We start from the raw sequence: 14,457 nt of genomic DNA, 5'->3' as shown, positions 1-14,457 counted from the left end.
ATCATTCTGGCAATAGCTGATGGGCTACTTTGAAAATAAAAAACTGCCAGTAGAATTAACTACTGGCAGGAAAAGAATACATATTATCTTTTATATTTTTTTCTAAATGTCATAATGGCAAATGCTAAGATTACCATCAAAGAGAGACTCATAAGTACAGATAAGGAAGCAACGGCATTCTGATCAGCTGTTTTAACTGTACCGGCTTTATCGGTTTTTGTCGGCTTTTTATTGTCTTTGTCGGTGTTTCCTGGCTTCTTATTGTCATCGTCTGGTGAGGTAGGTGGTGTAATTTCTGCCTTCTTCTCAAAGATTGCGTAAATGGTAATGTCGCCTGTAATTGCAGTTTCAGCTGTGAATGCTTCTCCGCTTCCGTCTTTCTTTGTATTCCATCCTTTGAATACGTAGCCGTCTTTTACAGGGGCTTTCGGCATCTTAGCGCCGAGTTTACCTTCTTTGCTGCTGACGATGATCTGACTGGTTTTACCATCTACATCTGTTGTAACGGTATAGTTTACGGTTTTCTTGGTTGCATAAAGCTTTACATAGTCTGTTGCAATGTTGTTAAGTTCGATTGGTTCGCCATCCAGTGTATAGGTATCAAGATCGCTATAAAGGAAGGTGTATTCTGGTTTTTCCAGTTCGTATCCCTGATCAGCCAGAAGTTTTTCGATTCTTTCATCCCCAAGCGTGTATTCTTTATTCAGGAAAGCGTAGAACAGGCCACCGATGTCGGTCAGTTTTCCTGAAGAACTTACATACTGCAGGATTTTGCCAGTCTCACGATCGAGAACTTTGTAACGAATATCCAGACGAGCTACCGGTTCAAATGAGATGGTATAGGTCTCATCTTTTTCTGGTTTGAAAGAGAGATAACTGATCGGTTTTCCAGTTCCATCTTTCCAAGTCAGGAATTGGCAATTCTTGGTAGCCTGGTATTTCGGGAATCTAACAGTGTTACCTCCGGTTACAGTAACCTGGATCTCATCTACCGGATTCTTTTTGTCTAAAAGTTTACCATACCGTGGATCTTCTACCCGGAAGGTTGTGGTATATGTTGCTCTTTTAAAGTAGGCTGTATAGGTTTCATCGGTTTCACCAACCTCTACGGCCTCACCTAATTCTACTTTTTGTCCGGCGCTGTTTTTCCAGCAATCGAATTCATAATATGTGATTGGATTGGTGGTAGGTACCGGAACGGTGGTTCCGACTTCCACATTTTCGTGAATGATTGGTGGATTGATGTTGCTGGCTCCATTTAGGAAACCGTTTCCTGCTGATTTGAAGGTAACGGTTGAAGTTTTTACGTCTTTTGTAGCATAAAGTTTTACATAATCTGTTTCAATGTTGTTAAGCTCAATTGCTTCTCCGTTCAGTGTGTAGGTATTAAGATCATTGTACAGGAAGGAGTACTGCGGACTCTCTAAATGGTATCCGATTCCTTCTAATTTCGTTAATAAGGAATCATATACGATCTCATAAGGTGTATTAAGAAGACCTTTAAAAGAACCGCCGACATCTACGGTATTACCGGAAGAATTTTCATACTGAAGAACTTCACCGGTTGCACGGTCATATACTTTGTATTTAAATTGGAGAGCGTTTTTTGGTTTAAATACAGCTGTGTAAGTAGCATTTTCTTTTGCTGTAATATTAGTATAACCAATTTCTTTTCCCTCAGGGTCTTTCCAGGTATCAAATTCGCAATTTTTGACCGGCTGCAACTGAGAGCCACTAGGGAAGCGAACGTTCTTTTTTCCCTGTGCTTGAATCTGAATTTCGGAAACAGGCTGTCCGTCTTTTGCTAATGTTCCGTACTTTTCATTTTCAGATCGGAATGTGATGGTATAGTTGCCTAATGCAAAGTATGCGGTATAGGTTTCGTCTGCCTCGCCTACGGTTACGGTATTGCCTAATTCCACTTTTTGTCCGGCACTGTTTTTCCAATAAGTAAATTCGTAAGCTGTGATTGGATTGGTGCTAGGTACAGGAACGGTGGTTCCAACTTCCACATTTTCGTAAACGATTGGCGGATAGACGCTGCTGGTTCCATTTAGGTAGCCGTTTCCTGCGGACTTAAATGTGATGGTTGCAGTCTGTTTCTGCGGATCTGCAGCAGGTACAGCATTCCCCGGTTCCCCTGCCGGTGTATTTGTACCGATTTCTGCGTTAGCCTCCGGCGTTGCTGCTGGAGCGGAAGGCGCTGCTTCTATATTATTAGGAGAAGCAGGAGTACTGCCGCTGTCTGGTGCAGGAGTGCTTTCGGTGTTTGCATCTGTAGCTGCTCCAGGTTTTGTTAGATTTTCTGTAGAAGCTGCTGGCTGATTGGTTTCTGTTTGGCTCGGTGTCGGTACTTGAATCTGTTCTGTACTTTCCGGAGCTGTTACCCCTGGTTCCGCTGCCAAGGCTGGCATTGCCGTTGTGAGAATCATCATCGCTGAGAGGATGATTGCCAACAGTCTTCTTTTCACGTGTTTCATAAAATAACCTCCCTTGCAAAAAAAATTTAGACGGCACGGTCTATATGAAGATAGTATCATCTATTGATGAAATGTACAATATGTACAAACGATGGATTTATCATCTTTTTTTTTGTGCAATTTTAATAAATAATAAGGGGCTGGAGTTACATTCGGGACGGAGTTTTTTTCATTTGTACACGTCCCCGATTGCTCCGAGGAATTTAAAAATTTTCAACATTTCCCACAAATTATTGCATTTATGTGGAAAACCGAATGTCGTATGATATGTAATAGGAAATTATATTTTATAGAGGAGGGCAATGTATGAGAAAAAGAAAATGTCTTGCACTCATTCTGGCCGCTGCCATGATCGGTGGTTCGGGATATTTGGGTGCAGGAATTACCCCTGGCATGGACAGGGCAAACGCCGCAGAGGAAGAACCTTCATTATTAGCAGAGTTTACGTTTGATGATGAAGAAACAGGATTTTCCGGCGGTCAGGCAAAAGCATCCGGTGGGCATACTCTGACGGACAGTTATGAGGAAAATGCAGGAAAGGCGCTGCATCTTGACGGGACAGCGAATCAGTGGCTGGCCGTAACGAATAACGAAGGAGAAAGTCTTCTGACCGGAGTGGAGGAACTGACGATTTCTTATGATATTAAGAATGAGAGGACGCAGACCAACTGGGCTGTGTATGCGGCGCAGCGCGCAGGCAGCTGGGAGTATGGTCAGGAGCATTATATTGGATTTCTTCATAATGGTGGAAATCTGACGGTGGAGCGTTACAATAATACAAACGGAAGCCGGCCGTCCAGTCCATCTGCAAAAGTTGGAGAAGAGTGGACACACGTAGATGCTGTGTTAAGTAAGACCAATACGACTATTTATGTAAATGGTGTAGAAAAGTCAAGTGTAGAAAGTGCTTACACGATTCCGGAGCTTTTGGGAGAGAACAGCATTTTACAGATTGGAAAGGCAGACTGGGGTAGTGGAGAATATACCAAGGCGTCCATGGATAATCTAAAGATTTATGGACAGGCTCTTTCCAAAGACCAGATTGAGAAGCAGGTACCAGACTATTTTGTAAATCAGGAATTGGAAAGATTAAAGAATAGCCTGAAAGAAGTTGTATTAGATAATGAGACAGCAACTCTTTCCAGTTATGAAGGAATGGTAACGTGGAAATCCTCTATGCCGCAGATCGTAGTGCAGGAAGATGGATGTACCGTAAAAGTTCAGCAGCCGGTAAATGGAGAAGAAGCGCTTAAGGGCATGCTGACAGCAGTACTTCATGTATTAGGAAGAACAGAAGAGATAGAGGTTCCGGTGACGATCAAACCACAGTATGCGCCAACCGATCAGTATGGATATCTGATGGTGCATTTTGTAGAAGATAGTCAGGGGTATGCAGAGAAAATTTATCTGGATATTTCCAGAGGAGATAATCCGGAACAGTGGGACCCGTTAAATGGAAGAAAACCGATTCTTACTTCCAACCTTGGAACAACAGGAGTAAGAGATCCATTTATTACTTATAATCCGGAGACTCAGACTTATTATATTATTGCGACAGATCTTCGTGTATTTGGCGGAGACAACGCAGGCTGGGGAGAATGGCAGAAAAATTACAGTACGAAAATGAATGTATGGGAGTCGAAAGACTTAATTACATGGTCCGATGTGCGTCAGTTTGATGTTGTTCAGAATATGGACGGAGAAAAGCTGGCTAATCTCGGTATGATGTGGGCGCCGGAGACTACTTGGGTAGAGGACTATTATGGAGAAGGAAAAGGTGCATTTGTTGTATATTGGACTTCTCATCGGTATGCAGACGAAGCGCAGACGCAGTCTCTTGGAGCTGACATTATGTGGGGAGTAACCACTGATTTCACCCAGGAAACCTGGGAGTTTGGAGGAATGTTCCTGGAGGGTGGAAACGCAGGATGGATTGATACAAATATTATCCGTGATGGAGAAAAGACGTATCACATTACCAAGAGTAATGCAGAAGAGATTATTATGGAAGTGACTACGGCAAAAGACTGGTGGAATTATGAGACGACAGAATGGACGAGAGTGCAGAGTCATATCGGTCAGAGCAGATTTGGAGCTGTAGAAGGTCCGGCATCATTTAAGGATCATTCTCAGGAAAACAGATGGTATCTCTTTGTTGATGATCTTCCGACACCGGGATATCAGCCGATGATCTCGACAGATTTGTCTAAGGGATTTGAGTATCTTGACAGCCCAGATTATTTCCTGACAACACATACCAAACATGGTGGAGTTATTTCTTTGACTAAAGCTCAGTATGATGCGATCAGAAATGCAGATGCGGTGTCGGCAGTACAGGAAGATCTTGGAGTAGCTGAGGTTGAGGAAGGTACCGACGAAGCGGGAATGAAAGAAGTTCTTCCGAAGACAGCGGAAGTGAATCTTGCGTACAATATGGGAACCTCAAACCTTCCGGTAGTATGGGATACAGCTGGTGTTGATACAGAGAAAGTAGGAACTTATGATATTATCGGAACGGTACAGTCTATTAGCGCGAACAAAGATCAGTGGGTTGGAAAAGATGGTTCCACAAGCTATCTTGCAGAAGATAAGGAGCTTTACAGTTCTGCGCCTATCCAGGTGACAATGAAGGTTCAAGTCAAGGAGAAAGAAGATCCGGGTGTAGATCCGGACGGCGGCGACCAGGGTGGCGACAACCAAGGTGGAGATAACCAGGGCGGTTCCAATGATGGAAAGCCTGATGACAGTCAGAATACTGGAAAACCGGGCAATGGAAGCCAGAGCACAGGTCAGCCGGCGAAAAAGCCAACTGCTGGAAAAGTAAAGACTGGGGATACCACTGATATGGTTATTTGGATGGTATTGTTGGGTGTGTGTGCGGCAAGCGGCGCAGCAGTAATTACCAGACGGAAACGTAGTTAAAATGAAATAGAGATAATTTTGAGAGGGATGAGGTCGTTTCGCATAGGCGAAAGGACCTCATTTTTCTGAGCAAAAAAGAAGGAGAGAAGGCGTAAGCCTTAACCCTCCTTGTGAAATTTCTCTTTTGCTTTTTCAATGACTTCTTCGGCTGCATCTTGAATATCAGCCGCCATTTCCTTAGTTTTGCCAATTGTCTGGTCGAGAATTCCTTCTGCCTGCATTTTTTCATTGTCCGTAAGATCGCCGAACGTCTTCTTTACTTTGCCTTTGATCTGATCTGTAAAACCTCTGTCTTTCATTTGAATCCTCCTCTATCTGTTTTTTGAAATTTAATTTTGCAAAAAATCATGTATGGCGACGACTGTCAGTCAATATAATTATGACCTTAGAAGTGGATAAATATACAGGTAAATGAACAAAGGATGGAAAAGAAGGAGGCTTTATGGTAGAATAAATCGCATAGGGGATAGAAGAGTTTGAAATCGGAGGAAGGAATGTATGAGGAGAGGTGTAAGACTGCTGTCGGCAAGTCTGATGCTTATTTTTTCTTTATCCATGGGAATGACAGCGCATGCGACCAGAGAGAATGGGACAGAGAACGCTGAAGAGGCGCAGATGCCGGAAGAGGAATTAACGCCAGAAGAACAGGCGCGGAAGGCGTTGGAAGATGCATATGCAATTCCGGTGGAGTCAAATGGGATTAAAAATTGGCCGCAGGGACCGGGAACCTATGGAGATGCAGCAATTGTGATGGAGGCGGGAACCGGTGCAATTCTTTATGCAAAGAATATAGACGCGCAGGAATATCCGGCCAGTATTACGAAGCTTTTGACAACGTTGATTGCGTTAGAGAACGGGGAAATGGACGATACGGTAACATTTTCCCATGATAGTATTGCATGTATTCAGCCGGGAGATTCGGCAATTGGAATGAAAGAAGGTAATCAGCTTACACTGGAACAGGGATTATATGCAACCCTTCTTGCATCCGCAAATGAGGTAGCTTATGCGGTAGGAGAAAGTGTGGGAGTTAATGCGGGACATGATTATTCTTGGTTTTTGGAGCAGATGAATGCAAAATGTCGAGAGCTTGGCGGTGAGAATTCTAACTTTGTGAATACCAGTGGATTGCATGACCCAAATCATTATACTTGCGCTAGAGATATGGCATTAATTGGGCGAGAATTATTCAAATATCCGGAATTTTTTGCTATGGCTCAGACATTAAATTATACGATTCTGGCATCGGAGACGACAGAAGAGCATATTTTTCAGCAGCATCATAAGATGATGATGCCAGGAAACAAGAATTATTATGAATATGTGATTGGCGGAAAGACCGGATTTACTTCAGATGCATTGTCCACGTTGGTGACGATGACAGATAATGGGGATATGAAGCTTATCTGTGTGGTGCTTCGGACCCAGACCGGAAATACATATTCGGATACCCGGAATCTATGTGAGTATGTTTACAGTAATTTCCAGAAAGTTAAGGTTGCAGGACTGGAAGAATCTAAAGATGTGAAAAAGATTTTGGATGAAGAAGAGACTGGCTATGTGGTACTTCCACAGGGAATCGAATTTCAAGATTTGAAGATGGAACTTGAGCCGGATGGAGGAACCAGCGATAAGGCAACTTTGACTTATACCTATGAGGGAAATGTCGTAGGATCCGTAAGAGCGAAATTAAGTGATGAATATCTTGACGAGCATGGAGCGAAGTTAAAAAAGATTTCAACCAAAAAAGAAGAAGAGAAAAATGAAAAGGGATGGACGCTGAAAGAGAAGATTTTGGCGGTTTGCATTGTGGTGAGTATTCTTCTTATTCTTCTTTTTATCTGGATGTTGATTCGAAGAAATCGTCGCCGGAGACGCGCACGCAGAATTGCACAGAGAAGAAGGCGCAGACAAGCCATGGAACAGCGGGAAAGAAATCCTAGGAGAAATTCCAGAAGGTAGAAAAAAGCCTTGACGGGTTTAGTGTTTTCTTACTATAATATAGCGTGTATACAGATAATAATGATGACGGAGACAGTAAGGTATATCAGAACGGCATAGCGAACCGGAGATGGTGAAAGCCCGGTGCAAGTAAGAGATATCTGAATATCACTCCCGAGTTGCAGTCGCCGAAAAGAATTGCAGAGGATATCGACTTATTTCTAAGTAGGCCCTGTCGGAATTCCCCCGTTATAGGGAAGGCATATGTTAGTATGTTTAGGTGGTTTATAAACGGTAGTAGAACTTCCGTCCTATTCAGGACGGAAGTTTTTTTGTTCCAGTGTGGATAAAAGTATAGATAAGTATGTGAATTCCACAAGGGACAGGGTATTTTTAATTTGGGACGGAGTTTTTTTCATTTGTACACGTCCCCGAAGGAGGATTTCAATGTATAAAAAGGTTTCAACGGACTTGAATTTTGTAGACAGAGAAAAAGCGACCGAGAAGTTCTGGGAAGAAAATCAGATCTTTGAGAAGAGTATGAAGGAACGTGAAGGCAACGAGATGTATATGTTCTATGATGGACCGCCGACAGCGAACGGTAAACCGCATATCGGACATGTGCTGACGCGTGTCATCAAGGATATGATTCCAAGATACCGCACCATGAAAGGGTATGAGGTACCGAGAAAGGCCGGATGGGATACTCACGGTTTACCGGTAGAATTGGAAGTGGAGAAACTTCTTGGACTTGACGGCAAAGAGCAGATCGAGGAATACGGTCTGGAGCCATTTATTGATAAATGTAAGGAAAGTGTGTGGAAATACAAAGGAATGTGGGAAGACTTCTCCGGAACCGTTGGTTTCTGGGCGGACATGGAGAATCCATATGTAACCTATCACAATGATTTTATTGAATCAGAGTGGTGGGCATTAAAGCAGATTTGGGATAAAGGGCTTCTGTATAAAGGATTTAAGATCGTACCTTATTGCCCAAGATGTGGAACCCCTCTTTCTGCACAGGAAGTTGCACAGGGGTACAAGGATGTAAAGGAACGCTCTGCTATCGTAAGATTTAAAGTGGTTGGAGAAGATGCATATTTTCTGGCATGGACTACGACACCATGGACATTGCCGTCCAACATCGGTCTCTGTGTAAATCCAGAGGAAGATTATGCCAAAGTAAAGGCAGCAGACGGATACGTTTATTATATGGCGTGTGCGCTTCTTGATACGGTTCTTGGCAAGCTTGCAAAGGAAACGGAAGATGGAGAGGCTGTACCGGCATATGAAGTGCTGGAAACATACAAAGGAAAAGATCTGGAATACAAGGAATATGAGCCGCTTTATCAGTGTGCGGCAGACTGTGCCACAAAGCAGAATAAGAAGGCATTTTTCATTACTTGTGATACCTATGTAACATTGACAGATGGTACTGGTGTGGTTCATATTGCACCTGCATTTGGTGAAGATGATGCGAAGGTTGGCCGTAAGTATGATATGCCATTTGTACAGCTGGTTGATGAGAAGGGAAATATGGGAGAGACCACTCCATTTGCGGGCTTATTCGTAAAGAAGGCGGATCCGGAAGTGTTGAAAGATCTGGAAGAAAGAGGACTTCTTTTTGAAGCTCCGAATTTTGAGCATAGCTATCCGCACTGCTGGAGATGTGATACGCCACTTATCTACTATGCACGTGAATCTTGGTTTATCAATATGACGGCAGTAAAGGATGACCTGATTGCGAATAATAATACGATCAACTGGATTCCGGAAAGTATCGGTAAAGGACGTTTTGGTGACTGGCTGGAGAACGTTCAGGATTGGGGAATCAGCCGAAACCGTTACTGGGGAACCCCACTGAACATCTGGGAATGTGAGTGCGGACATCAGCATTCTATCGGAAGTATTGCAGAATTAAAAGAAATGTCCGATAACTGTCCAGATGATATTGAACTTCACCGTCCATATATCGATGACGTAACGATTCGTTGTCCGAAATGTGGTAAGCCGATGCATCGTGTACCGGAAGTAATTGACTGTTGGTTTGACAGTGGTTCCATGCCATTTGCTCAGCACCACTATCCATTTGAGAATAAAGAATTGTTTGAAAAACAGTTCCCGGCAGATTTCATTTCCGAGGCTGTGGACCAGACTCGTGGATGGTTCTACTCCCTGCTGGCAATCTCTACGCTGATCTTCAATAAAGCGCCATATAAGAATGTTATCGTTCTTGGACATGTGCAGGATGAGAATGGTCAGAAGATGAGTAAATCAAAAGGAAATGCGGTCGATCCATTTGATGCTCTGGAAAAATATGGAGCTGATGCAATCCGCTGGTATTTCTATGTTAACAGCGCTCCATGGCTGCCAAATCGTTTCCATGGAAAAGCGGTTGTAGAGGGACAGCGTAAATTCATGGGTACTTTGTGGAATACTTATGCATTCTTCGTACTGTATGCGAATATTGATGAGTTTGACGCAACAAAATATACGTTGGATTATGAAAAATTATCTGTTATGGATAAATGGCTTCTGTCCAAATTAAATACGCTGATTAAGACGGTGGATGATCATCTTGGAAACTATCGGATTCCGGAAGCAGCAAGAGCATTGCAGGATTTCGTAGATGATATGAGTAACTGGTATGTAAGAAGAAGCCGTGAACGCTTCTGGGCAAAGGGAATGGAACAGGATAAGATCAATGCTTATATGACTCTTTATACAGCGCTTGTAGAAGTATGTAAGGTTGCAGCTCCGATGATTCCGTTTATGACAGAAGATATTTATCAGAATCTGGTAAGAAGCATTGATAAGGATGCGCCGGAAAGTATCCATTTGTGTGACTTCCCAGTAGCGGATGAAGCACACATTGATCAGGAACTGGAAGCGCATATGGATGAAGTGCTGAAACTGGTTGTTATGGGACGTGCATGTCGAAATACTGCAAACATTAAGAACCGTCAGCCGATCGGTCAGATGTATGTAAAGGCAGAATTTGATCTTCCTGAATTTTATCGGGATATTGTGAAGGAAGAATTGAATGTAAAGAATGTGAAATTTACACAGGACGTACGTGAATTTACTTCTTATACATTTAAGCCACAGTTAAAGACAGTTGGACCTAAATATGGCAAGCTGCTTGGCGGAATCAAAGCGACGCTCTCTTCACTGGATGGAAATGCAGCAATGGATGAACTGAATGAGAAAGAGGCATTGAAGCTTGATATCAATGGTCAGGAAGTAACCTTGTTCCGCGAAGACCTTCTGATTGAATCTGCACAGATGGAAGGTTATGTATCTGAAAATGACAATGGTATTACAGTCGTTTTAGATACCAACTTATCGGAAGAACTCCTGGAGGAAGGCTTTGTACGTGAGATTATCAGTAAAGTACAGACCATGCGTAAGGAAGCAGATTTTGAAGTAATGGATAAGATTGCAATTACATATGAAGGAACAGAGAAAGCAGAAGCTGTTTTTGCTGATCATGTCTCTGAGATTGGGGAGGAGACTTTGGCAGTATCTGTTGAGAAGAAATCACCAATTGGATATGTAAAAGAGTGGAAAATTAACGGAGAAAACGTAACACTTGGTGTTGAAAAGCAATAATTTGGAAATATGGGGAAGGGATAGAGTTTATATGTATAATCCAAGATTTGAAAAAGAAGCATTTAAAAAGGATGTTACGAATAATATTAAGACGTTGTTTCGTAAAGAACTGCATGAAGCAAATCTGCAGGAATTGTATCAGGCTGTATCTTATGCTGTAAAAGAGGCGATCATTGATGACTGGATTGAGACACAGAAGAAGATCGATAAGGAAGATCCGAAGATAGTGTATTATATGTCCATGGAGTTCCTGATGGGGCGTGCGCTTGGAAACAACTTGATTAATATGACGGCATATAAGGAAGTAAAAGAAGCACTTGATGAACTGGGAATTGATTTAAACATGGTAGAAGACCAAGAGCCGGATCCGGCTCTTGGAAACGGAGGACTTGGCCGTTTGGCAGCATGTTTCTTAGATTCTCTGGCAACGCTTGGTTATGCAGCTTACGGATGCGGAATTCGGTATCGTTACGGAATGTTTAAACAGAAGATTAAAGATGGATATCAGGTAGAGAAGCCAGATAACTGGTTGAAATACGGCAATCCATTTGAACTTAGAAGACCGGAATATGCAAAAGAAATTCGGTTTGGCGGAAATATCCGGGTGGAATATGATGATACCACAGGAAAGACTTTGTTTAAACAGGAAAATTATGAATCCGTATTAGCGGTTCCATACGATTATCCGATTGTTGGATATGGAAATGGACAGGTGAACACACTGCGTATCTGGGATGCAGAGCCAATTGTAGACTTCCAGCTGGAATCTTTTGAACGAGGCGATTATCATAAAGCAGTAGAACAGCAGAATTTGGCAAAAACGATTGTTGAAGTTCTGTATCCAAATGACAATCATTATGCAGGAAAAGAACTTCGTCTGAAACAGCAGTATTTCTTCGTATCTGCGAGTCTTCAGCTTGCAGTAGATAAGTATATGAAGAGCCATGATGATATTCATAAATTGTATGAGAAAGCAACATTCCAGATGAACGATACGCATCCGACGGTAGCTGTTGCAGAGCTTATGAGAATTTTATTAGATGATTATCAGCTTGAATGGAATGAAGCATGGGAGATCACAACAAAAGCCTGTGCATATACGAATCATACGATTATGGCAGAAGCACTTGAGAAATGGCCGATTGATCTGTTTTCAAGATTACTTCCGCGTGTGTACCAGATTATCCAGGAAATTGACAGAAGATTTCTTATTAAGGTTCGGGAAATGTATCCTGGAAATGAAGAGAAAGTCAAGAAGATGGCAATTTTAAGAGATGGTCAGGTTAAGATGGCACATCTTGCGATTGTAGCCGGATATTCCGTAAATGGTGTTGCCAGACTTCATACAGAGATTCTGAAGAAACGAGAACTTCGTGATTTCTATGAAATGATGCCGGAGAAGTTCAATAACAAAACAAATGGTATCACACAGAGACGATTCCTGATGCATGGAAATCCGCTGCTTGCAGATTGGGTAACTGAAAAACTGGGAACAAAAGACTGGATTACAGATCTGTCTTTGATGTCCGGACTTAAAAAATATGCAGAAGATGATGTTGCCAGAGCAGAATTTATGGAAATTAAATTCAAGAATAAAGAGCGCCTGGCAAAATATATCCTGGAGCACAATGGTATCGAAGTAGATCCAAGATCTATTTTTGATGTACAGGTAAAACGTTTGCACGAGTATAAGCGTCAGCTTCTTAACATCCTGCACGTGATGTATCTTTATAATCAGATCAAGCAGCATCCAGAGAAGAGCTTTTATCCAAGAACCTTTATTTTTGGAGCCAAGGCGTCTGCCGGATATGTGCGTGCAAAGGAAATTATTAAACTGATTAACTCTGTTGCAGAGGTGGTTAATAATGATCGCAGCATTAATGGAAAGCTGAAGGTAGTATTTATTGAGGACTACCGCGTATCCAATGCAGAAATGATCTTTGCAGCTGCAGATGTCAGCGAACAGATTTCTACAGCATCTAAGGAAGCATCCGGAACAGGTAATATGAAGTTTATGCTAAATGGTGCACCGACACTTGGAACTATGGACGGAGCCAATGTAGAAATTGTGGAAGAAGTAGGAAGAGAAAACGCGTTTATCTTTGGATTAAGCTCTGATGAGGTTATGAACTATGAGAAGCACGGCGGGTATGATCCATACGAAATTTATAATAATGACCCGGATGTTCGTCGGGTTGTAGATCAGTTGGTGGATGGAACCTATGCAGATGGAGATACGGAGCGCTATCGCGATCTTTACAATTGTCTGCTGAAGAGTACGTCATATGATAAGGCAGATATGTACTTTATTTTGAAAGATTTCCGCTCTTATGCAGATGCACAGGAGCAGGTGGAGAAGGCTTACCGTAATAAAGACGGATGGGCTAAAATGGCATTACTGAATACTGCATGCTGCGGGAAATTCTCGTCAGACAGAACGATTCAGGAATATGTGGATGATATTTGGAAATTATAATTACATTCGGGACGGAGTTTTTTGCAAAAAACTCCGTCCCGAATGCATTTTACCCTGTCCCTTTTCATACTTTGATAGTGTATGGAGGGAAAAAGGATGTATCGAAAGCTGAAAAATCTAGGATGTTATATAATAATTATTATATTATTGCCCTATGTTGTCACCGTATTTTTAAATGGGCCAAGCATATTACCGGACTCGGATGTGGATAATACAACAGTGAAGGTGGAAAATGTGGATAACAAAAAGACGAAGGAGCAAGAAGTTCCGATTCGGGAATATTGCATTGGTGTGATGGCACAAGAAATTCCGGGATCATATCGGGAAGAAGCGGTGAAAGCGCAGGCTGTTCTGGTACGTACGGAGGTGTATCGGAAAATTCGAGAGAATGGAAATGATACGGTCCTGGAGAATAAAGGATGGAATCAAGCACAAATGAAAAAGGTGTGGGGAGACAAGTATGGAAAATATTACAAAAAATTTCAAAATGCGTGGGAAGATACGGAAGGGAAGGTACTTTTCTATGAAAATGAATTGGCATTAACGCCATTTTTCCGTCTGAGTACGGGGTGTACCAGAGATGGAAAGGAAGTGTTGGGGAGTGAAGAGTATCCATATCTTAAGATTGTAGAATGTCCATTGGATATAGAGGCAAAAAAACAGATTCAGACGATTACAACAGAGGATTTGGATGCAGAAATTACAGCTCTTGATACAGCTGGATATGTGATGAATGTACGGGTAGGAGAGGAAAATTGGAGCGGAGAAGAATTTCGAAATACATATAATCTGGCGTCTAGTTGTTTTACACTTCAGCGTTATAATGGGAAAATGAGAATTACGACCAGAGGCATTGGACATGGACTGGGAATGAGTCAGCATACGGCAAATAAAATGGCGGAAAAGGATCAGACCTATGAAGAAATTTTGCAATATTTTTTTGAAGGAACGCAAATGAAAGAAGTTGCGGAAATATTATTGAATTCAGAATAAGCAAGTCACTATCTGGCAAAAATATAGTCAGAG

General features: G+C 42.1%; 7 protein-coding genes. 5 read left to right on the top strand and 2 right to left on the bottom strand.

Features of this window, described 5'->3' with window-relative positions; genetic code table 11:
- Positions 1 to 83 precede the first annotated feature (83 nt).
- A complete protein-coding gene (locus tag C0979_RS06895; protein ID WP_200816245.1) occupies positions 84 to 2,480 on the bottom strand; it encodes an InlB B-repeat-containing protein in 2,397 nt (798 codons plus the stop codon).
- A gap of 306 nt (positions 2,481 to 2,786) precedes the next feature.
- Here C0979_RS06895 and C0979_RS06890 point away from each other — a divergent pair, with 306 nt between their 5' ends.
- The gene (locus C0979_RS06890) at positions 2,787 to 5,402 is read left to right on the top strand and encodes a LamG-like jellyroll fold domain-containing protein (protein WP_101695277.1); all 2,616 of its coding nucleotides are present in this window, start codon (positions 2,787 to 2,789) and stop codon (positions 5,400 to 5,402) included.
- A 98-nt stretch (positions 5,403 to 5,500) separates the two neighbouring features.
- Here C0979_RS06890 and C0979_RS06885 read toward each other — a convergent pair whose 3' ends face one another.
- The gene (locus C0979_RS06885; RefSeq protein WP_101695276.1) at positions 5,501 to 5,701 is read right to left on the bottom strand and encodes a CsbD family protein; all 201 of its coding nucleotides are present in this window, start codon (positions 5,699 to 5,701) and stop codon (positions 5,501 to 5,503) included.
- Positions 5,702 to 5,900: 199 nt separating this feature from the next.
- On the opposite strand from C0979_RS06885, the gene C0979_RS06880 reads away from it, so the two are divergent.
- From C0979_RS06880 to C0979_RS06865, 4 genes are all read left to right on the top strand, one after another.
- Positions 5,901 to 7,364 (top strand): D-alanyl-D-alanine carboxypeptidase family protein, encoded by a 1,464-nt coding sequence (locus tag C0979_RS06880; protein WP_101695275.1) that lies wholly within the window; start codon positions 5,901 to 5,903, stop codon positions 7,362 to 7,364.
- A 426-nt stretch (positions 7,365 to 7,790) separates the two neighbouring features.
- Entirely contained in the window at positions 7,791 to 10,955 is a 3,165-nt protein-coding gene (gene ileS / locus C0979_RS06875; RefSeq protein WP_101695274.1) for an isoleucine--tRNA ligase, read from the top strand.
- Positions 10,956 to 10,986: 31 nt separating this feature from the next.
- The gene (locus C0979_RS06870) at positions 10,987 to 13,431 is read left to right on the top strand and encodes a glycogen/starch/alpha-glucan phosphorylase (RefSeq protein ID WP_101695273.1); all 2,445 of its coding nucleotides are present in this window, start codon (positions 10,987 to 10,989) and stop codon (positions 13,429 to 13,431) included.
- Positions 13,432 to 13,527: 96 nt separating this feature from the next.
- Positions 13,528 to 14,424, top strand: a complete 897-nt coding sequence (locus C0979_RS06865; RefSeq protein ID WP_101695272.1) for a SpoIID/LytB domain-containing protein — start codon at positions 13,528 to 13,530, stop codon at positions 14,422 to 14,424.
- Positions 14,425 to 14,457: the final 33 nt, after the last annotated feature.

It is taken from the genome of Dorea phocaeensis (genome assembly GCF_900240315.1).
Lineage (GTDB): Bacteria > Bacillota > Clostridia > Lachnospirales > Lachnospiraceae > Dorea_B > Dorea_B phocaeensis.
The sequence above is the reverse complement of the archived record's forward strand: the minus strand, read 5'-3'. Positions and strand labels throughout refer to the sequence as shown.

Excerpts from the sequence above, each read along its gene's own strand:
- C0979_RS06895 (WP_200816245.1), bottom strand. The coding sequence starts at position 2,480 with ATGAAACACGTGAAAAGAAGACTGTTGGCAATCATCCTCTCAGCGATG.
- C0979_RS06890 (WP_101695277.1), top strand. The coding sequence starts at position 2,787 with ATGAGAAAAAGAAAATGTCTTGCACTCATTCTGGCCGCTGCCATGATC.
- C0979_RS06885 (WP_101695276.1), bottom strand. The coding sequence starts at position 5,701 with ATGAAAGACAGAGGTTTTACAGATCAGATCAAAGGCAAAGTAAAGAAG.
- C0979_RS06880 (WP_101695275.1), top strand. The coding sequence starts at position 5,901 with ATGAGGAGAGGTGTAAGACTGCTGTCGGCAAGTCTGATGCTTATTTTT.
- ileS (WP_101695274.1), top strand. The coding sequence starts at position 7,791 with ATGTATAAAAAGGTTTCAACGGACTTGAATTTTGTAGACAGAGAAAAA.
- C0979_RS06870 (WP_101695273.1), top strand. The coding sequence starts at position 10,987 with ATGTATAATCCAAGATTTGAAAAAGAAGCATTTAAAAAGGATGTTACG.
- C0979_RS06865 (WP_101695272.1), top strand. The coding sequence starts at position 13,528 with ATGTATCGAAAGCTGAAAAATCTAGGATGTTATATAATAATTATTATA.